The organism is Streptomyces sp. McG3 (assembly GCF_018619185.1).
Taxonomy (GTDB): Bacteria; Actinomycetota; Actinomycetes; order Streptomycetales; family Streptomycetaceae; genus Streptomyces.
This window is the reverse complement of record NZ_JAAXYC010000002.1, coordinates 1-18,616: the sequence shown is the minus strand read 5'-3', so window position 1 is coordinate 18,616 and position 18,616 is coordinate 1. Positions and strand designations below refer to the sequence as shown.

General features: G+C 72.1%; 18 protein-coding genes. 13 read left to right on the top strand and 5 right to left on the bottom strand.

Features of this window, described 5'->3' with window-relative positions; all coding sequences use genetic code 11:
- Nucleotides 1-204: 204 nt before the first annotated feature.
- The 7 genes from HET64_RS00480 (at nucleotide 205) to HET64_RS00450 (ending at nucleotide 7,648) form a co-directional block, all read left to right on the top strand.
- On the top strand, nucleotides 205-594 hold the full coding sequence (locus HET64_RS00480) for a hypothetical protein (RefSeq protein ID WP_215100989.1): 390 nt from the start codon (nucleotides 205-207) through the stop codon (nucleotides 592-594).
- A 61-nt stretch (nucleotides 595-655) separates the two neighbouring features.
- A complete protein-coding gene (locus HET64_RS00475; RefSeq protein WP_215100987.1) occupies nucleotides 656-1,225 on the top strand; it encodes a 2Fe-2S iron-sulfur cluster-binding protein in 570 nt (189 codons plus the stop codon).
- The gene (locus tag HET64_RS00470; protein WP_215100985.1) at nucleotides 1,222-2,223 is read left to right on the top strand and encodes a xanthine dehydrogenase family protein subunit M; all 1,002 of its coding nucleotides are present in this window, start codon (nucleotides 1,222-1,224) and stop codon (nucleotides 2,221-2,223) included. Before HET64_RS00475 ends, HET64_RS00470 begins: the two co-directional genes overlap by 4 nt.
- 68 nt (nucleotides 2,224-2,291) lie before the next feature.
- Nucleotides 2,292-4,391, top strand: coding sequence for a xanthine dehydrogenase family protein molybdopterin-binding subunit (locus tag HET64_RS00465; RefSeq protein ID WP_215100983.1), 2,100 nt, complete (start codon nucleotides 2,292-2,294; stop codon nucleotides 4,389-4,391).
- A gap of 192 nt (nucleotides 4,392-4,583) precedes the next feature.
- A complete protein-coding gene (locus HET64_RS00460; protein WP_215100981.1) occupies nucleotides 4,584-5,042 on the top strand; it encodes an ATP-binding protein in 459 nt (152 codons plus the stop codon).
- A gap of 159 nt (nucleotides 5,043-5,201) precedes the next feature.
- Nucleotides 5,202-6,614: an NADP-dependent succinic semialdehyde dehydrogenase gene (locus tag HET64_RS00455; protein WP_215100979.1), complete on the top strand. Its 1,413-nt coding sequence runs from the start codon at nucleotides 5,202-5,204 to the stop codon at nucleotides 6,612-6,614.
- Between the two features lie 74 nt (nucleotides 6,615-6,688).
- Nucleotides 6,689-7,648, top strand: coding sequence for a D-2-hydroxyacid dehydrogenase family protein (locus tag HET64_RS00450; RefSeq protein WP_215101113.1), 960 nt, complete (start codon nucleotides 6,689-6,691; stop codon nucleotides 7,646-7,648).
- Nucleotides 7,649-7,676: 28 nt separating this feature from the next.
- On the opposite strand, the gene HET64_RS00445 is transcribed toward HET64_RS00450, so the two are convergent.
- Nucleotides 7,677-8,792: a chemotaxis protein gene (locus HET64_RS00445; RefSeq protein ID WP_215100977.1), complete on the bottom strand. Its 1,116-nt coding sequence runs from the start codon at nucleotides 8,790-8,792 to the stop codon at nucleotides 7,677-7,679.
- Between the two features lie 119 nt (nucleotides 8,793-8,911).
- On the opposite strand from HET64_RS00445, the gene HET64_RS00440 reads away from it, so the two are divergent.
- From HET64_RS00440 to glsA, 3 genes are read left to right on the top strand one after another with little or no spacing between them, the layout of a single operon-like run.
- Nucleotides 8,912-9,406, top strand: a complete 495-nt coding sequence (locus HET64_RS00440) for a DUF1269 domain-containing protein (RefSeq protein ID WP_215100975.1) — start codon at nucleotides 8,912-8,914, stop codon at nucleotides 9,404-9,406.
- 58 nt (nucleotides 9,407-9,464) lie between these two features.
- Complete coding sequence (locus HET64_RS00435) at nucleotides 9,465-10,013, top strand: hypothetical protein (protein ID WP_215100973.1); 549 nt, start codon at nucleotides 9,465-9,467, stop codon at nucleotides 10,011-10,013.
- Between the two features lie 11 nt (nucleotides 10,014-10,024).
- Nucleotides 10,025-11,374, top strand: a complete 1,350-nt coding sequence (gene glsA / locus HET64_RS00430) for a glutaminase A (RefSeq protein ID WP_215100971.1) — start codon at nucleotides 10,025-10,027, stop codon at nucleotides 11,372-11,374.
- Between the two features lie 24 nt (nucleotides 11,375-11,398).
- Here glsA and HET64_RS00425 read toward each other — a convergent pair whose 3' ends face one another.
- From HET64_RS00425 to HET64_RS00415, 3 genes are all read right to left on the bottom strand, one after another.
- Nucleotides 11,399-12,217 (bottom strand): endonuclease I family protein, encoded by an 819-nt coding sequence (locus HET64_RS00425; protein ID WP_215100969.1) that lies wholly within the window; start codon nucleotides 12,215-12,217, stop codon nucleotides 11,399-11,401.
- A gap of 309 nt (nucleotides 12,218-12,526) precedes the next feature.
- Nucleotides 12,527-13,078, bottom strand: coding sequence for a hypothetical protein (locus tag HET64_RS00420; protein WP_215100967.1), 552 nt, complete (start codon nucleotides 13,076-13,078; stop codon nucleotides 12,527-12,529).
- A gap of 298 nt (nucleotides 13,079-13,376) precedes the next feature.
- Nucleotides 13,377-13,928: a GH25 family lysozyme gene (locus HET64_RS00415; RefSeq protein WP_215100965.1), complete on the bottom strand. Its 552-nt coding sequence runs from the start codon at nucleotides 13,926-13,928 to the stop codon at nucleotides 13,377-13,379.
- A gap of 158 nt (nucleotides 13,929-14,086) precedes the next feature.
- Here HET64_RS00415 and HET64_RS00410 point away from each other — a divergent pair, with 158 nt between their 5' ends.
- The 3 genes from HET64_RS00410 to HET64_RS00400 all read left to right on the top strand — a co-directional run bounded on the left by HET64_RS00410 (nucleotide 14,087) and on the right by HET64_RS00400 (nucleotide 16,874).
- Entirely contained in the window at nucleotides 14,087-14,299 is a 213-nt protein-coding gene (locus HET64_RS00410; RefSeq protein WP_215100963.1) for a hypothetical protein, read from the top strand.
- 127 nt (nucleotides 14,300-14,426) lie between these two features.
- Nucleotides 14,427-15,581 (top strand): methyltransferase, encoded by a 1,155-nt coding sequence (locus tag HET64_RS00405; RefSeq protein ID WP_215100961.1) that lies wholly within the window; start codon nucleotides 14,427-14,429, stop codon nucleotides 15,579-15,581.
- A 114-nt stretch (nucleotides 15,582-15,695) separates the two neighbouring features.
- On the top strand, nucleotides 15,696-16,874 hold the full coding sequence (locus tag HET64_RS00400) for an acyl-CoA dehydrogenase family protein (protein ID WP_215100959.1): 1,179 nt from the start codon (nucleotides 15,696-15,698) through the stop codon (nucleotides 16,872-16,874).
- A 313-nt stretch (nucleotides 16,875-17,187) separates the two neighbouring features.
- Here HET64_RS00400 and HET64_RS00395 read toward each other — a convergent pair.
- Nucleotides 17,188-18,616, bottom strand: a 1,429-nt coding sequence (locus HET64_RS00395) for an MFS transporter (protein ID WP_251144569.1), incomplete at its 5' end; no start/stop codon positions are given.

Here is an 18,616-nt window from a genome sequence, read left to right as displayed (position 1 = left end):
GCATCAGTCAGCTATTCACAGCAATTCATGTTTTATGGGTATCTCGGGGGAAACGTGTTTCAAGACCGTGGGCCAGGACCGCCCTCCTGCCCACCCTCCGGGAGCTCAAGTCCTCTTTCGGACGCTTCCCGTGTCGCCGTCGGCCGGATGCGGGGTCAGCCTGGAGTGGTCCCGAAGGCCGGCACTCCAGTGGAAGGAATCACGGTGAACAGCACCCCCGAGCAGAGCGGCGAGGAGCATCCGGCGGGCCGGGAGGTGGTGGTCTCGCTCAGCCGCTGCGACACACAGGACGCGCGGACCGTGTTCGACGTGCTCGCCACCGCCTTCGCGTCCGACCACCCGATGGGCGAGACCCCCACGTCGGCCTCGGGTCCCCGCCCGACCGTGTGGGTCACCACCGTGGACGTGTCGGAACCGAGGGCGGCCGCCACCCCCGCCCGCCTCACCGAACCGGTCACGGTGGACGCCCAGGGCGGCTACCGGGCCGTTGACCGGCTGCGTACCCACCTCACCGGCGCCTTCGCGGTGAGCGTCGTCGGCACGGCCGCCGGCGACCAGGAGCAGGAGGTCAGGCTGCGGCTGGAGAACCGCTGACGGCCCGGACGAGAACCCGACCGGGGCGAACCGGCCCCGCGGTGAAGCGAAAGGCGCACGCATGGATTCCCTCGCCCTGGGGGCCGACCTCGAACCGGAACAGGTCGTCGACGAACACTCCACCGTGACCCTCCACGTCAACGGAGCCCCGACGACGCTGACCATCGACCACCGCACCACGGTCCTGGAGACGCTGCGGGAGAGCTTCGGCCTCACCGGGGCCAAGAAGGGCTGCGACCACGGCCAGTGCGGGGCCTGCACGGTCCTCGTCGACGGGCGGCGGGTCAACAGCTGCCTGCTGCTCGCCGTCGCCCAGGACGGCGCCGCGATCACCACCGTGGAAGGACTCGCGGACGGCGAGAGCCTGCACCCGGTGCAGCGGGCGTTCGTCGAGCGGGACGCCCTCCAGTGCGGCTTCTGCACCCCGGGCCAGATCTGCTCGGCCGTGGGCATGCTCCGCGAGGCCGCGGACGGCCACCCCTCGCACGTCACGGAACCGGACACCGCCACCGGACCGGCCGGACCCGTCGCGCTCGACGCCGATGAGATCCGGGAACGGATGAGCGGCAACCTGTGCCGGTGCGGGGCCTACCCCCGGATCGTCGAAGCCATCGAGGACGTGATCGAGTGAAACCGTTCGGCTATGTGCGCCCCGCCTCCACCGCCGAGGCCGTCCGGCTCTGCGCGGAAGGCGCCGGCGCCCGCTTCCTCGGCGGCGGCACCAATCTGGTGGACCTGATGAAACTCGGCGTGGAGACGCCCCGGGTCCTGATCGATGTCGCCGGGCTGCCGCTGGACCGGGTGACCCGGACGGCCGACGGCGGCCTGAGCATCGGTGCCACCGTGCGCAACAGCGACCTCGCCGCCCACCCCGACGTGACGGAGAGCTACCCCGTGCTGTCCCAGGCGCTGCTGGCCGGCGCCTCCGGCCAGCTCCGCAACTCCGCCACCACCGGCGGCAACCTGCTCCAGCGCACCCGGTGCCGCTACTTCCAGGACGTCTCCAAGCCCTGCAACAAACGGCTCCCCGGCTCCGGTTGCCCCGCCCGCGAGGGCACCCACCGCGACCTCGCGATCCTCGGGCACTCGCCGGAGTGCGTGGCCACCAACCCGTCCGACATGGCCGTCGCCCTCGCCGCGCTGGACGCGACCGTGGTGCTCCTGGGGCCCGAGGGCGAACGGGCCGTCCCCCTCACCGAGTTCCACCGCCTGCCGGGGGAGAACCCCGACCAGGACACCGTGATCAGGCCCGGCGAGCTGATCACCGAGGTGGTGCTCCCGCCGCCGGTGCCCGGGGCGGCCTCCCGCTACGGCAAGGCACGCGACCGCGCCAGTTTCGCCTTCGCGCTCGTCTCCGTCGCCGCCACGCTCCGGGTCGACGCCGGCCGCGTGGAGCACGCCACGCTCGCGTTCGGCGGCGTCGCCCACCGGCCGTGGCGGGCCCGCAGGGCGGAGGCCGAGCTGCGCGGCGCTCCGGCCACCCCCGCGGTGTTCCAGCACGCCCTGATCGCCGAACTGGCCGAGGCGCGGCCGCTGCGCGACAACGCGTTCAAGGTGGATCTCGCCCGCCGGCTCGCCCTCGACGTGTTCGGCGAACTCACCGAGCGGCAGCCCGCCCGGACCGGCTGAACCGTCCGGGGCCCTTGCCCACGCGCCCACCGTCCGCCCGCACCACCGACCCCCGAGGACCCACCGCCATGACCACCCGAGCTCCGCAGTTCCCCGGTGCGCCCGTCGTCCGCAGAGAGGCCCGGGACAAGGTCACCGGTACTGCCCGCTACGCGGCCGACCGCGCGCCCGCCGGCTGCCTGTACGCCTGGACCGTCCCGGCCACCGTCGCGGCCGGACGCGTCACCGCCGTACGGGCCGTCGACGCCCTCGCCGTACCCGGCGTCCACACCGTCCTCACCCACGACAACGCGCCCGCGCTCCAGGAGCCCGACGACCCGATCCTCGCCGTGCTCCAGGACGACCGGGTCCCGCACCACGGCTGGCCGATCGCCCTCGTCATCGCGGAGTCCCTGGAGGCCGCCAGGACAGGGGCCGGGGAGCTCCATGTCGAGTACGCGCGCGACGAGCACGACGTGGTCCTCACCGACGACCACCCCGGTCTCTACACGCCCGAGGAGGCCAACGGCGGCCATCCCGCCGTCCGGGTCCGCGGCGACGTGGAACGCGCCCTGGCCGGGGCGCCCGTCCAGATCGACGCGACGTACCGGACGGGCGCACTGCACAACCACCCCATGGAACCGCACGCCGCCACCGCCGTGTGGGCCGACGGGCACCTCACCGTCCACGACTCCAGCCAGGGCTCCACCAAGGTCCGCGAGAGCCTGGCCCGGGCGTTCGGCCTGGACCCGGACCGGATCACCGTGGTCTCCGAGCACGTCGGCGGAGGCTTCGGCTCGAAGGGCACCACCCGCCCCCAGGCGGTCCTGGCGGCGATGGCCGCCCGGTACACCGGGCGGCCCGTGAAGCTGGTGTTCCCCCGGTCCCAGCTGGCGGAGATCGTCGGCCACCGGGCCCCCACGATCCAGCGGGTCCGGCTCGGCGCGGACCTGGACGGGGTGCTCACCGCGGTCAGCCACGAGGTCGTCACCCAGACCTCCACCGTGAAGGAGTTCGTCGAGCAGGCCGCCGTGCCCGCCCGCGTCATGTACGCCTCGCCGCACAGCCGGACCGCGCACCGGGTGACCGCTCTCGACGTCCCCAGCCCCTCCTGGATGCGCGCCCCGGGGGAGGCCTCCGGGATGTACGCCCTGGAGTCCGCCATGGACGAACTGGCCTCCGCGCTCGGCCTGGACCCCGTGGAGCTGCGGCTGCGCAACGAACCGGACACCGAACCGGACAGCGACCGCCCCTTCAGCAGCCGCGGCCTCGCCGCCTGTCTGCGCGACGGTGCGGCCCGGTTCGGCTGGCACGACCGCGACCCCCGGCCCGCCGCCCGCCAGGAAGGCCGCTGGCTCATCGGTACGGGCGTGGCCTCGGCGACGTACCCCGTCCTCGTCTCCGGGTCCACCGCGACCGCCCACGCCGCGCCGGACGGCGGCCTGCGCGTCCAGGTCAACGCCACCGACATCGGCACCGGGGCCCGCACCGTCCTGGCCCAGATCGCCGCCGACGCGCTCGGCGTCGCCCCGGCGGACGTACGCGTCGACATCGGCTCCACCGATCTGCCCGCCGCCCCGCTGGCCGGCGGCTCCTCCGGCACCGCCTCCTGGGGCTGGGCCGTGCACAAGGCGTCGACCGACCTTGCCGCCCGCCTCGCGGAGCACCCGGGTCCCCTGCCGGCCGCCGGGATCACCACCACCGCCGACACCGAACGGGAGACCGGCGAGGAGTCCCCGTACGCCCGGCACGCCTTCGGGGCGCACTTCGCCGAGACGGCCGTCGACGCCGTCACGGGCGAGGTGCGCGTCCGCCGCCTCCTCGGCGTGTACGCCGCCGGGCGGATCCTCAACGAGCGCACCGCGCGCTCCCAGTTCACCGGCGGCATGGTGATGGGCATCGGCATGGCCCTCACCGAGGGCTGCGGCATCGACCCGGACTTCGGCGACTTCACCGCCAAGGACCTCGCCGCCTACCACGTGCCCGTCTGCGCCGACACGGCCGACATCCAGGCGCACTGGATCGAGGAGGACGACCGCCACCTCAATCCGATGGGCAGCAAGGGCATCGGCGAGATCGGGATCGTCGGCACCGCCGCCGCCATCGGAAACGCGGTCCGCCACGCCACCGGCGCCCGGCTGCGCGAACTGCCCCTCACCCCGGACACCCTGCTGCCCTACCTGCTCTGACCGCCCCGCTACCCGACACCGCCCCCACCAGCACGGACGGCCCAGCTGTTGCGTGTCCGGCCTGCTCGACGCACCCTGATGAGTGACCCAGAAGTGATCTGTGCTCACGCTTCGTGTTCGGGGGTCGTTCGTACGACGGGGTGAAGTACGACGGGGTGAAGCACGTGGGCCTCGTGGTGAGGAGCCTCGACGATGACCGTTCCACTCGACCGGCACTACTCGGTCGAACTGCAGGTGTCGGCAGAGCGCGTTTCCCAGGTGCGGCGGATCGTCGCCGCACACCTGCGTCACTGGAGTCTCGACCTGCACGTCCGGCCGGTGTGCCGGGCCCTGGACGAGCTCCTGACCAACGTCCACCGGCATGTCGGCGACGGCAACACCTGCGTCCTCGAACTCCGCTGGACCGGGCGGCACGTGACCGTGTCCGTCGCGGACAACAGTGCCCGGATGCCCCGGCTGCTGCCGGCCGGCGGCGGGCTGAGCCGGGTCATGGCCCTGAGCGACAGCTGGGGCACCTGCCGGACCACGGACGGCAAAGTGGTCTGGTTCACCCGCTACGCCGAGGCACCGCGGCCCGCGGGTCTGCTCCCGTACGCCCCGCTGCCCGGCGTCCGCACCGCCCGCCACGTCCCCCGGGCGGCGCTCGTGTAACCGCCCGGAGGAGCGGCCCTCACCCGGCCGACGCGGAACGCGCTGCCCCGGCACGCATGATCCGCGCCGGCCGGGTAGGTGCGGGGGAGGGGAGGGCCGCGTTGCGCGGACCGGTGCGGCGCGGCACGGTCGGAGTACCGATGCAAGGAGGCCACTGCCATGCCCATCGCGACGGTCAACCCCGCGAACGGCGAACTGATCAGGTCCTTCGACGCCCTCGGCGATGAGGAGACCGAACGCAGGATCGCCGCCGCCGCGGAGACCTTCCACCAGTACCGCACCACCCCCTTCGAGCAGCGGGCCGGCTGGCTGAACCGGGCCGCCGACCTCCTCGACGAGGACCGCGACACCATCGCCCGCACGATGACCGTCGAGATGGGCAAGCCCGTCACGGCGGCCCGCGCGGAGGCGGCCAAGTGCGCGAAGGCGATGCGCTGGTACGCCGACCGAGCCGAAGGGCTGCTCGCCGACGAACACCCGGACCCGGGCGACGTGAGGGACTCCGGCGCCTCCCACGCACTGGTCCGCTACCGCCCCCTCGGCGTGGTCCTCGCCGTCATGCCGTGGAACTTCCCGCTCTGGCAGGTGGTGCGCTTCGCCGCCCCCGCGCTGATGGCGGGCAACGTCGGACTTCTCAAGCACGCGTCGAACGTGCCCCAGACCGCCCTCTATCTGGAGGACCTCTTCCACCGCGCCGGCTTCCCCGCCGGCTGCTTCCGTACGCTCCTGATCGGATCGGGCGCCGTCGAGGCGGTCCTGCGCGACCCGCGCGTCGTCGCGGCTACCCTCACCGGCAGCGAACCGGCGGGGCGCGCCGTCGCGGCCACCGCGGGCGACGAGGTGAAGAAGACCGTGCTGGAGCTGGGCGGCAGCGATCCGTACGTCGTCCTGCCGTCCGCCGACGTGGCGAAGGCCGCCGCCACCGCCGTCACAGCCCGCGTCCAGAACAACGGCCAGTCCTGCATCGCCGCCAAGCGCTTCATCGTGCACGCCGACGTCTACGACGCGTTCGCCGAGCGGTTCACCGCGGGCATGCGCGCCCTGACCGTCGGCGACCCGCTGGAGGAGGCCACCGACATCGGTCCGCTCTCCACCGAACAGGGCCGCACCGACCTGGAGGAACTCGTCGACGACGCCGTCGGACGGGGAGCCGAGGCGCTGTGCGGCGGACGCCGTCCCGACAAGCTCGGCGGCGGTCTGGAGAACGGCTGGTTCTACGAGCCCACCGTGCTCGCCTCCATCACCACCGCCATGCGCATCCACCGCGAGGAGACCTTCGGCCCGGTCGCCACCCTCTACCGGGTCGCCGACCTCGACGAGGCGGTCCACCTGGCCAACGACACCCCCTTCGGCCTCAGTTCCAACGTCTGGACCCGCGACCCCGGCGAACAGGAGCGCTGCGCCCGCGACCTGGAGGCCGGCGGAGTCTTCTTCAACGGGATGACGGCCTCGCACCCGGCCCTGCCCTTCGGCGGGATCAAGCGCTCCGGTTACGGCCGTGAGCTGGCCGGACACGGCATCCGCGAGTTCTGCAACGCCACCACGCTCTGGTACGGCCCCGAGGCGTCCTGACACCCCGCCCGGGTCGCGCCACCCCGTGATGAGCGATCATGGGCGGCGACCCGAGACCCACCGGAGAGGCCGCCATGAAGCCGCGCTGTGCCGTGATCGAGGACTTCCAGTCCGTCGCCACCACCGTCGTCGACTGGTCGGCCGTGACCGCCGACGTCGAGGTCGTGACCTTCACCGAACACCTCGCCACCGAGGACGAAGCGGCCGCGGCCCTCGCCGACTTCGACGTCGTGGTCACCCTGCGCGAGCGGGTGCCGTTCCCGGCGGAGCTGTTCGCCCGGCTGCCCCGGCTGCGGCTGCTCGTCGCCTCCGGCATGCGCAACTCCGTCATCGACCTCGACGCCGCGAAGCGGCACGGCGTCGTCGTCTGCGGCACCGCCAGCTCCTCCACCCCGCCCGTCGAGCTGACCTGGGCGCTGCTCCTCGGCCTGGCACGCGGGATCGTCCCCGAGGCGGAGGCCCTGCGCTCGGGCGGCCCCTGGCAGTCCACCCTCGGCGCCGATCTGCACGGGCGGACGCTGGGACTGCTGGGGCTCGGAAAGATCGGCGGCCGGGTGGCGCGCGTGGGCCTGGCCTTCGGCATGGACGTCCTGGCGTGGAGTCAGAACCTCACGAAGGAACGGACCGACGAGGCCGGGGCGGAGCGGGCGGCCTCCAAGGAGGAACTGCTGGCCTCCAGCGACTTCGTCTCCGTCCACCTGGCGCTCGGCGACCGGACCCGGGGCCTGATCGGCGCGGCCGAACTCGCCATGATGCGCCCGACCGCGTATCTCATCAACACCTCCAGGGCGGCCATCGTCGACACGGACGCCCTGCTCGCCGCCCTGGACGCCGGCGTGATCGCCGGGGCCGCGACCGATGTGTTCGACACCGAGCCGCTCCCGGCCGGTCACCCGCTCCGCACGGCCCCGCGCCTGCTGGCCACCCCGCACCTGGGCTATGTGTCGCGCGCCAACTACGAGACCTACTACGGCCAGGCGGTGGAGAACATCAGGGCCTTCCTCGACGGGCAGCCGGTCCGCCGCCTGGGCTGACGGCGGAGGGCCCTGTCGGAGCCTTCGGTCAGTAGCGCAGCGCCGCCGCGATCCGGCCGTGCTCCGCCAGCGAACCGTCCTCGACGAAGACCACATCGGCGCCGCTGTCGAGCGCGGCTTCGGCCAGCTCGTCGACGATGTCCTCGCGGATCGTGCCGTCCGCGCTCCGCGTGCTTCCCCCGGGCACCGGCTCCAGGTGCTCGTCGGTCACCCTGACGGCTGCCTGGAAGTGTTCTTCCACCGCGACCAGTCCCGCCCGGCCCTCACGGACGGCGGCCCACACCTCGTCGAGCCCGCCGGCGAAGGAGTGGGCGCTGCGGGCGTTGTCGAGGCGGGTCTCCACGTCCGCCGCCGCCCGGCGAGCGCCCTCGTCGAGGGCGGGCCGCAGCTCCTTGAGGACCTCGGCGGGCGACAGGTCGGCCGGCGCGCCCTTCGTGACCCGGCCGACGGCGGACCCGGAACTCTCGCCGACCTCGTCCAGCAGGGCGAGGGCGGGGGCGAGGCCCACCAGATACAGCGGGCGCGGGTCGTCGGCGAGCACCGTGCGCAGCTTCTCGTCGACATCGCGGAAGAAGTTCCGCGTCTCCTCGTCGCTGAAGGTGCTCGGGGTGTCCCCGATCCGCTCCTCGCGCTGCGGGTTCGGCGGTTCCTTCGGCGCGGTCAGCGGGAAGCCGCCCACCTCCTCCTGGCGGATGCCGTCGGCCGTGCCGATCCACAGCGTCGCGTGGTCGGCGGCGACGGTCAGCGCCCGGAAGGGCCGGGTCTGGGCCTTGGCGGCGACGAGGTTACGGGTGAGGTAGGTGTCGCTGAGCACCACCCGTTCGGGTGCGGTGCGCGGAAGCTGCCAGATCCAGTACTCGTCGGTGGTGGCGAGGAGCACCAGGGAGTCCATCGCCGCGCGTGGGTCCACCTCGGCCGCCGCCCGCTCCAGCTGGTGCACGAGGGCGGCCCGGACCTCGCGGCTCACCTGTGGATCGGCTTCGAGGCGGTGGCCGGCGTCCGCCACCAGGTTCCGCAGGCGGACCGGGTCCTGGGCGTTGTCCGGGGCCTTGCGGTGGGTCGGCATGGTCAGGGACAGGGCCGGATAGGGCCGGGTCGCCCGCAGCTCCCGCAACAGGTCGGCGGTCAGGGCGTCCGTATCCATCGTTCCCTCCCAGGGCTAGAACCCGCTCCCGTATGAAGCGGATGCTTCGACGAGTCAATTCATACCTTTTGATCCTAATATGAGCGAGTTGTTGCCCTTGGAGTGCGGGAGGTTGCGCGATGTCCACGCTCACCGTGTGGAAGTTCCGGACGGCCGAAGGCGCGGAAAGCGTCGAAGAGGCGCTGAAATCCCTTCAGAAGGAAGGGCTGATCAAGATCCTCGACGCGGCGGTGGTCAGCTGGCCCGCCGACCGGGCCAAGCCGCGCACGAAACAGCTGCTGAACCTCGTCGGCGCCGGGGCCCTCAGCGGGACCTTCTGGGGCATGCTCTTCGGCCTGATCTTCCTCATGCCGCTGCTGGGCGCGGCCATCGGGGCGGCGGCCGGGGCGCTCGGCGGGAAGCTCGCGGACGTCGGCATCGACGACGACTTCATCGCCGAGGTCAAGGAGAAGGTGACGCCCGGAACCTCGGCGCTGTTCCTGCTGACCACGAACGAGGTGCCCGAGCGGATCGGCGCGCAACTGCCCGGCGACGGCGCGGAACTGCTCCACAGCAACCTCGACACCGAGCGCGAGGCGAAGCTCCGCGACATCTTCGGCGACGAGACGGTGTGACCCGCGCACAGCCCTTCGCCCCACTCGCACCTCCTCTCCTGGATTGGACGGACCGTCCGTGAAAGCGAACCTCCCCGCGCGCCGAGCCGTACGCGCCCTGGCCCCCGTCGCCGTCGCGGCCCTGCTGTTCACCGCCACGGCGGCCTGCGACTCCGACACCAGCAGTGAAGGTACCGACCAGGGTGTCCACACCCTCACGCCCGAGCCGGAGGAATCACCCTCGAAGGCGCCGAGCCCGCGCACCCAGCAGAGCTTCGCCGCCTCCGTGTCCGCCGAGTCCGAACGCGTACGGCAGGAGGCGGCCAAGCGGCTGGAGGAGGTCGAGGGCCGGGGCAACGCCGTCGGCGACGTCTCGGTCAACGGACTGCCGCTCACCGCGTCCGAGGAGGTCCGCAGTGCGCTCGTCCGGGTCACCAACCCCACGGACGAGGCCACGTTCTTCGCCGTGAAGGTGGAGTTCGTCGATGCCGAGGACAAGGTCCTGGCCACCGTCGTCGTCGGCGTCGAGAACGCCCCGCCCGGCCGCACGGTCACCGCCCAGGCCAACAGCCGCAAGGCCGCCGGGGTGAAGACCTTCCCCCGGGTCGCCCAGGCCGAGCGCGGCTGAGGGGCGGGGTCATGAGCGCCGCCGACGTGGTGACCGACTCCCTCCAGAACCTGCGCGACCGGTTCGCCGACGTACAGGAGGGGAAGCCGGCCGACTACATCCCCCAGCTGGCCCTCGCCGACCCGGACGCCTTCGGTCTCGCGCTGGTGAGCATGGACGGACACCGCTACGTCGCGGGCGAGGCCGAGGTGCCCTTCACCCTCCAGTCGGTCTCCAAACCGTTCATCTACGCCCTCGCGCTCTCCCTGCTCGGCCTGGACGAGGTGAGCCGCTGGGTCGGCGCCGAGCCGAGCGGCGAGGCGTTCAACGCCATCAGCCTCGAACCCGGTACGGGCAGGCCCGCCAACGCCATGGTCAACGCCGGTGCGATCGTCACCACCGCGCTGATCCCCGACACCCCGGACGAACCCGCCTTCGACCGGATCCTGCACTGCCTCGGCTGCTTCGCCGGGCGTGAACTGGACGTCGACGAAGAGGTGTTCAGCTCCGAGTCGGTGACCGGGGACCGCAACCGGGCGCTGGCGTACCTGATCCGCTCCACCGGCACCATGCCCGTCGACCCGGTCCTGGCGGTCGACCGCTACTTCCGTCAGTGCGCGATCCGCGTCACCGCCGTCGACCTCGCCACGATGGCCGCGACCCTCGCCTACGGCGGTGTGAACCCGGTGACCCGCGAGAGGGTCGTCCCCGCCGAGGTCGCCGCCCGGGTCCTCGCCGTCATGGCGACCTGCGGGATGTACGACGGCTCGGGCGAATGGCTGCTGCGCGTCGGTCTTCCCGCCAAGAGCGGGGTCTCCGGCGGCCTCATCGCGGTGGGCCCCGCCCGCTTCGGCGTGGCGACCTACAGCCCGCCGCTGGACGCCACCGGCGGATCGGTGCGCGGCCACGCCGCACTGGAGGCGATGTCGGACCGCTACGGGCTCCACCTCATGCTCAACCCCGCGCTCCCCGGCTCCACCGTCACCCTCGTCACCACCGCGGACGACCTGCCCTCGGCGCCCTCGGCCGGGCACGAACGGGTCCTCCACGAACAGGTCGGCGTCGTCGTCGCCCAGGGGTCCATCGACTTCACGGCCGCGGAGCGGGTGCTGTACGCCCTGGACGAGTCCGGGCCGGACGGGGGTTCGGTCGTCCTCGACCTGCACGACGTCACGTCCGTCGACTCCGTGGCCCTGGGGATGCTGCACACCGGGCTCGCCCGGCTCGCCGGCGACGGGCGGCGCGCGGCGGTCGTCGATCCGAACGATCTGCTGGGCCCGTCCGACCTCGTGCGGGAACGGACCGGCCAGGACCTGCCGCGCTACGCCACCCGTGAGGGCGCCGTCGAAGGCTGCGCGCAGGCCCTGGCCGGGGAGGACTGAGCCGGTACCGCCGAATGGGCCGGACTACCAGATGGCGCCGACCCACTCCGGGTGGTCTATGAACGGATTCCGGTTGTGCTGGAACCGGTCGAATATGACGTCGTTGCGGCGCTTCTCGAAGGTGTCCGGCGGGTCTTCCTGGCTCCACTGCTGCAGGACGGACAGCTTGCCCATCTTCGGCGCGGACCCGTTGTTCACCTGGTCGTTGGGTTCGAGGTCGGCGAAGGAGTCGTTGCCCTCGTAGCGCACCGCCATGTAGAGGATCATGCGGGCGACGTCGCCCTTGACCGCGTCGCGCGGCTCGAAGGAGTCGCCGTCGGTGAAGTTGCCCGGTGCGTCGCCCAGTTCGCTCCCGCCGTTGTCGAAGTCCTTGTTCCCGCGCGTGGAGTTGACCTGGACGTCGGTGGGCCGCAGATGGTGGACGTCGGTGCCCGGGCCCGTCGCGGTGCCGAAGTCACCGTGCGACTTGGCCCAGACGTGCTCCCGGTTCCACTGTCCCGAGTTGCCGCCGTTGTCGTTCTTGGACTGGGAGCGCCCGGTGTACAGCAGGACCACGTTGGAGGAGTTGGCGGGGTCCTCGTCGGTGGCCTTGAGGGCGTCCCACACCTGGCTGTAGGAGAGCTTGGTCTGGTCGCTGATGATCGTGTGCAGAGCGGACTTCAGCTCGGCTCCGGTCTTGCCGAGCGCGTCCTGGTAGTAGGTGTCGTCGAGCGCCGCCGCGGTGGCGGTGTACCGGCCGGGCGAGGCGTCCGACGGGGCCGCGGCGGCGGTGCCGGCGAGCACGGTGACGGCTGCCACCGCGGCGAGCAGTGGACGCGCGTAGAACGAGTGACGACGGGACATGTGGGGTGTCCTCTCCGGAACGCGGGCGTCGCGACGAGAGCCCTGGGTGGAGGCGCCCGCGTGACGGCCGTGCGGTAGGTGGTCAGGCGGGAGCCTTCCACACGCACCGCGCCCCACGTGTGAACACTGTGTACCTATCATGTGCAGGTCAAGAATCGGTCCGCCGGGCGCCGCCGGAACCCCGTACGCCCCCGGTGGCCCAGGGCCTTCGGGGGCGTACGGGGTGCGCGGGGCGTGCGGGCTGTCGCCTCCGCCCTCCGACGCCGAGCCGTTCTCAGGGGTGTGGAGGCGCCGCAGCGTGTGCGGGCCTCACATCAGGGGCGCCATCCAGCTCTCGAGGACTGCTTCCCGCTCGTGCGAGTGCAGGACGCCGGACGGCTGATTCTCGTGCCACCACTGTGTCAGCAGGGCCGGGGTGGCGTTGCCCCGCACGAAGTGGGAGAGAAGGCCGAGCGACAGATCGACCTCTCGTCGGGTGTACGCGGTGGCCGCACCGGAGAAGACCGGCGTTTCGACGCGCTGGTCGTCCCGGGCGCACACCACGGCGGTCATCATCGTCGGGCCGTCCGGACCCCAGGCGTTCAGCGCCGCGGCGACGACGCTCGTCACCCGGGTCGCCCACCGGGCGGCGGACGAGCGGACCGGAACATCCAGGACCTGAAGGTCCGTCACGTCGGCCCAGGTCCATGCTTGTCGCCGGCCGCCTTCACCGACCGAGAGCCGGGTGGGGAAGAGGAATACACCGGGGTCCTCCCCGGTCGGAGGCGAGCCCAGGCAGACCCGGTCCCGTTCTGTCCAGAACAGGCCGATCATGCACCCGTGCAGGTCGGTCTCGTCGCCCCGGGGCGAAGGCGCCGGCATTTCTCAGCTCCGTCTCTCGGCCGCGGACGCGGGGTGTCATCGGTCGGCACCGGGGCCCTGTCCGTAGGAGACCGAACGCCGGTGGCTCCTCGCCGGCGGCCGCGTCCTCTGTCCGGCTGCCAGGCGAACCAGCCTTCCGTCCCGCGCTTTTGACCGACACTAACCAGGCCGCATGGGCCCGCGACCTCATTCCGGCCATGCGGGACGTGCGGGTGGCGCCCGATGTGCGTCGAGGCGCCAGGCGGTAGGCCACCCCAGCTTCCCCGGAGCCGACAGGCTCCGGGGGGCGTCGCACGTGCTAGCCGGCCGCCCAGTCGCGCAGGGCGCGTACCGAGCCGAAGTCGGCCACGTTCCGGTCGAGGGGGTCGTCGGTGTACTGGTGGATGCGCCAGTCCGCCTTGATGCGGGGCTTGCCCGCGGTGCCGTAGTCGGCGATCCACAACCCGTCGCCCGCGTAGCCGGTGGTGTCGTGGTCGAGCCAGAAGGAGCGGTTGCAGTAGAGCAGCACCCGGTGGTCGGGCCGTTCCCGCTTCACCGCGCGGATGAACCGGTCCTTGTCCGCGTTGCTCGCCCGCGTCCCGCCGCCGGTCTGTTCCCAGTCGACCGCGAGCAGATCACCCGCCTTCTCCGGGGTCTTGCTCAGGAAGTAGTCCACTTGGTCCGCCACGTCCCCCGGCCACAGGAAGTGGTAGAAGCCGACGACGCACTCGGCGTCCCTGGCACGCTTCACCTGCGCGTCCAGACGTGGATTGACATAGGTGCGGCCCTCGGTGGACTTGATGATGACGAAGTCGAGTCCGTCCGTGTCGTAGGAGGGCTGATAGGCACTGACATCGACACCGTGGAGCATGGGCACCGCCTCGGAGAATGGGGCAACGACCTCCCTCTCCTGCCCACTCCCCGGGCCCCCCAAGGGCTGATTCACCCTCCCGGGTAAGCGTGCGCGGGCTCCTCGGATGCGGCCGGGTCCGCGGGGGGCGAGAATTGCCGCAAGGACGAGGAGGCGGCATGAGCGAAGAGTCCGAACCCGTATCCGCGGCCGTGTCCGGGCCCGAGGGCATCACGCCCGACCGGCTCCTGCACACGGGCGCGAGCGACCGGCCGAGCGCGGAGGACCTGGTGCTCGCCTCCGGGCGGGACCTGACGCCGGAGACCCTGGAATGGGCACGGCGCAAGCTGGCCGCCGAGGGGCGGTCGGCCATCGACAAACAACTGCCCTGACGGCCCGGCGGGCCCGTGGCACACCTGGTGGGCGGGTGCGCGGAGCCGTACGCCGAGGTGGGGGCGGCCGGGGAGCCGGGGAGCGCGTGGGGCGCGCCCCGGCTCCCTCGGCTAGCCTGAGTGACATATGAACCGTTTGACGACCTCACAGGGCGCTTTCGAGCTCGCCCGCTTTCCCGAGCACCCGCGCGACCCCTTCCGTGCGTGGGACGCCGCCGACGAATACCTGCTCCGGCAGCTGACCGACCCCGAGACGGGCCCGGTCGACCTCTCGGGGACGATCGCGGTCGTGGGTGACCGGTGGGGGGCGCTCGCCACCGCGCTGGCCGCGCACCGGCCGGTCCAGATCAGCGACTCCTACCTGGCCCGGCGCGCGACCCTCGCCAACCTCGCAAGGAACGGCATCGACGAGGACGCGGTCCGGCTGCTGTCCTCGCGCGACACCCCGCCGGACCGGATCGACGTCCTGATCGTCCGGGTGCCCAAGTCCCTGGCGTTCCTGGAGGACCAGCTCCACCGGGTCGCCCCCGCCGTCCACTCCGGCACCGTGATCATCGGCACCGGCATGGTCAAGGAGATCCACACCTCCACGCTCAAGCTCTTCGAGCGGATCATCGGCCCGACCCGCACCTCTCTCGCGGTGCGCAAGGCGCGGCTCATCTTCTGCACCCCGGACCCCGCTCTGCCGCGTACGCCGAGCCCGTGGCCGTACCGCTACGAACTGCCCGCCGACGTGGGCCCGGTCGCGGGCCTGACCGCCGTCAACCACGCGGGGATCTTCTGCGCGGAGCGCCTCGACATCGGCACCCGCTTCTTCCTGAAGCACCTGCCCACCCGGTCCGGGGCGGTCCGGGTCGTCGACCTGGGCTGCGGCAACGGGGTCCTCGGGCTCTCCGCCGCCCTCGACAACCCCGACGCGCACCTCACCTTCGTCGACGAGTCCTACGGGGCGGTCGCCTCCGCCGAGGAGACCTTCCGGGCCGGTGCGCCCGACGGTGCGAAGGCCGACTTCCTGGTCGGCGACGGTCTCGGCGACCTCGACCCGGGCAGCGTGGACCTGGTGCTGAACAACCCGCCCTTCCACTCGCACATGGCGACCACCGACGCGACGGCCCGCACGATGTTCGCCGGGGCGCGGACCGCCCTGCGGCAGGGCGGCGAGCTCTGGGTCGTGGGCAACCGGCACCTCTCGTACCACACCCACCTGCGCCGGATCTTCGGGAACTGCACCACGGTCGCGGGCGACCCGAAATTCGTGGTGCTGCGCGCCGTCAAACGCTGACCGCCGGGCCTTCCGTCCGCCGGACGCCCGCCGGCCCTTCCGGATTCTTGCAACACGTTCTACTGTGTGCGCCGCCGCACACGGACGACGCCGAAGCGAGACTCTGGAGGGGCCGTGCACCTCGAATACACGCCTGAGCAGCAGCGGCTGCGTACCGAACTGCGCACCTACTTCGCGACCCTGGTGCCCGACAACGCCTACGCCCGCTACGCGGAGCCCGCCGCCCAGAAGCGCTTCTACCGCGACACCGTCCGCAGGCTCGGCACCGACGGCTGGCTGGGGGTCGGCTGGCCGGAGGAGTACGGCGGCCGGGGACTCGGCCCGATGGAACAGTTCATCTTCTTCGACGAGGCCGCCCAGGCCGGCGTACCGCTGCCGCTGATGGCCCTGAACACCGTCGGGCCCACGATCATGCAGTTCGGCACCGACGAGCAGAAGGCCCACTTCCTGCCCGGCATCCTGGCCGGGGAGATCGACTTCGCGATCGGCTACAGCGAACCGGACGCCGGCACCGACCTCGCCGCTCTCAGGACCCGCGCCGTCCGCGACGGGGACGAGTACGTCGTCGACGGACAGAAGATCTGGACCACCAACGGTGACACCGCCGACTGGGTCTGGCTCGCCGTGCGCACCGACCCCGACGCCCCGCCCCACAAGGGCATCACCATGCTCCTCGTCCCCACGAGCGACCCGGGCTACTCCTGCACCCTGATCAACACCCTCGCCTCGCACGACACGGCCGCGAGCTACTACGAGAACATCCGGGTCCCGGTGTCCCGCCGCGTCGGCGAGGAGAACAAGGGCTGGCGGCTCATCACCAACCAGCTCAACCACGAACGCGTCACCCTCGCCGCCCACGGCACGATGGCGGTCCGGGCCCTGCACAACGTCCAGCGCTGGGCCGCCGACACCAAGCTCGCCGACGGCCGCCGGGTCATCGACCTCGGCTGGGTACGCGCCCTGCTCGCCCGTACCCACACCCGCCTCGACGCGATGAAACTGCTCAACTGGCAGATGGTCTCGGCCCTCCAGGACGGCACGCTCACCCCCCAGGACGCCTCGGCGGTCAAGGTCTACGGCTCCGAGGCCCGCCGGGACGCCTACGCCTGGCTGATGGAGATCGTCGGCTCCGCCGGCGCGCTGAAGGAGGGATCGGCCGGCGCCGTGCTCCACGGCGAACTGGAACGCGGCTACCGGTCGGCCGTGATCTTCACCTTCGGCGGCGGCAACAACGAGATCCAGCGGGAGATCATCGCGTGGATCGGGCTGGGGATGCCGCGCGTGCGGCGCTGAGGGCTCCTGACCGTGTCGTCGTCGTGCGACACCGAAGGCGCGACCAGGATGTTGCTCGCGTCTTCGATGGGGGCTTCTGTCAGCTCTGCCGTGTGCGTCAACCGCTGCCTGTTCTCTTCGCGGGACTTGGTGGTCTGCTCTAAGGGGGAGACATGGCAGCGGTCCGCCTCCTCCTCGTTCGCGCGTCCGGTCAAGGGTGCAGGGCCGCGACAGGCGACGGGCGCTCGTGGACCCGGTCACCGGCCGATGCCCCCCGGGTGACCCGCGGGGGCGGCCCGGCCGGACCGCCCCCGCGGGTTCGAGCGGCGCCCGCCTAGACGGGCCGCTTCTCGCTGTGGGCGGGATTCTGCGAGAGGGCCCCGCGCAGGGTGATCAGTGACGCGACGGCGCCCACGGCGGCGAGGGCCGCAGCTCCGGTGAAGGCGGCGGAGAACCCGTTGGTGAGTGCTTCGGGGTTGCCGAGTTCGCGGGCGCCGTACGCCGCGGACACGGCCGTCATCGCGGCCAGTCCGAGTGCGGAGCCGACCTGGTAGCTGGTGTTGACGATGCCGGAGGCCAGGCCGCCCTCCTCGGGCCGCGCACTGGACAGTGCGGTGCCGAGGGAGGGGATGAACGCCAGCGACATGCCGGCCGCGGCCAGCAGGGACGCGGGCAGGACGTCGACCCAGAAGGTGCCGTCCGCCCGCGCGAACGACAGCCACAGCATGCCTGCCGCGAGGGCCAGCAGGCCGGTGACGATCAGCGGCCTGCTCCCGAAGCGGGCCATCAGACGGGGTGCCAGGACGATCATCATGATCATGATGGCGACCGTCATGGGCAGCAGGGCCGCGCCCGAGGCGAACGCTCCCAGCCCCAGCACCTGCTGGAGGTACAGGTTGAGGAAGAACCACATGGGGATCCACGCGGCGGCCATCAGCAACTGCGCGATGTTCGCCCCGGCCAGGTCGGGGGCCCGCCAGATGCCCAGCCGCATCAGCGGCTCGCGGCGCTTCGACTGGATGGCGACGAACGCGGCGATCAGCGCCACGCCTGCCGGCAGGACGAGCCAGGTCTCGGCCGAACCCCAGCCGGTTTCCGGAGCGCGGACGATGGCGTAGACGGCGGTGGCCAGTCCCACGGTGACAGTGGCCGCTCCGGCGAAGTCGACGGAGCCGCGGCGGACGGGGGTGGAGGGCATGACCGCCGGGGTGGTGGCCAGCACGATCAGGGCGATCGGAATGTTGATGTAGAACACCCAGGGCCAGCTGGCGTACTCGGTGATCACGCCGCCGAGAAACACACCGGCCGTGCCGCCCGCCGGGGCCGCCGCCCCGTAAAGGGCCAGCGCCTTGGTCAGCTCCTTGGGGCGGGAGCCGAAGAGCAGCATCAGCAGCGTGAGGGCGGACGGGGCGATCAGCGCTGCGCCGACGCCTTGCAGGGCTCGCCCGGTCAGTTCGACCCAGACCTCGGAGGCGAGGCCGGCGACCAGGGATCCTGCGGCCATCACGGACCAGCCGGCGACGAAGACCCGCTTGGCGCCGAACAGGTCGGAGAGCCGTCCGCCGAGCAGGAGGAGCCCGCCGAAAGCGACGACGTAGGCGTTGAAGACCCAGGACAGGCCCTCGGGGGAGAAGCCCAGGTCCACCTGCATCTCGGGGAGGGCCACGCCAATGATGGACGTGTCCATGATGACCGTGAACTGGGCCAGGGCTATGAGGACGAGTGCCGTCCAGCGGCGTGGGCTGGGAGGGGCGGACGGGGTG

Bases quoted from the DNA above. Each gene is read 5' to 3' on its own strand.
- HET64_RS00475 (WP_215100987.1), top strand. From the start codon at position 656: ATGGATTCCCTCGCCCTGGGGGCCGACCTCGAACCGGAACAGGTCGTC.
- HET64_RS00465 (WP_215100983.1), top strand. From the start codon at position 2,292: ATGACCACCCGAGCTCCGCAGTTCCCCGGTGCGCCCGTCGTCCGCAGA.
- HET64_RS00460 (WP_215100981.1), top strand. From the start codon at position 4,584: ATGACCGTTCCACTCGACCGGCACTACTCGGTCGAACTGCAGGTGTCG.
- HET64_RS00455 (WP_215100979.1), top strand. From the start codon at position 5,202: ATGCCCATCGCGACGGTCAACCCCGCGAACGGCGAACTGATCAGGTCC.
- HET64_RS00450 (WP_215101113.1), top strand. From the start codon at position 6,689: ATGAAGCCGCGCTGTGCCGTGATCGAGGACTTCCAGTCCGTCGCCACC.
- HET64_RS00445 (WP_215100977.1), bottom strand. From the start codon at position 8,792: ATGGATACGGACGCCCTGACCGCCGACCTGTTGCGGGAGCTGCGGGCG.
- HET64_RS00440 (WP_215100975.1), top strand. From the start codon at position 8,912: ATGTCCACGCTCACCGTGTGGAAGTTCCGGACGGCCGAAGGCGCGGAA.
- glsA (WP_215100971.1), top strand. From the start codon at position 10,025: ATGAGCGCCGCCGACGTGGTGACCGACTCCCTCCAGAACCTGCGCGAC.
- HET64_RS00425 (WP_215100969.1), bottom strand. From the start codon at position 12,217: ATGTCCCGTCGTCACTCGTTCTACGCGCGTCCACTGCTCGCCGCGGTG.
- HET64_RS00420 (WP_215100967.1), bottom strand. From the start codon at position 13,078: ATGCCGGCGCCTTCGCCCCGGGGCGACGAGACCGACCTGCACGGGTGC.
- HET64_RS00415 (WP_215100965.1), bottom strand. From the start codon at position 13,928: ATGCTCCACGGTGTCGATGTCAGTGCCTATCAGCCCTCCTACGACACG.
- HET64_RS00410 (WP_215100963.1), top strand. From the start codon at position 14,087: ATGAGCGAAGAGTCCGAACCCGTATCCGCGGCCGTGTCCGGGCCCGAG.
- HET64_RS00405 (WP_215100961.1), top strand. From the start codon at position 14,427: ATGAACCGTTTGACGACCTCACAGGGCGCTTTCGAGCTCGCCCGCTTT.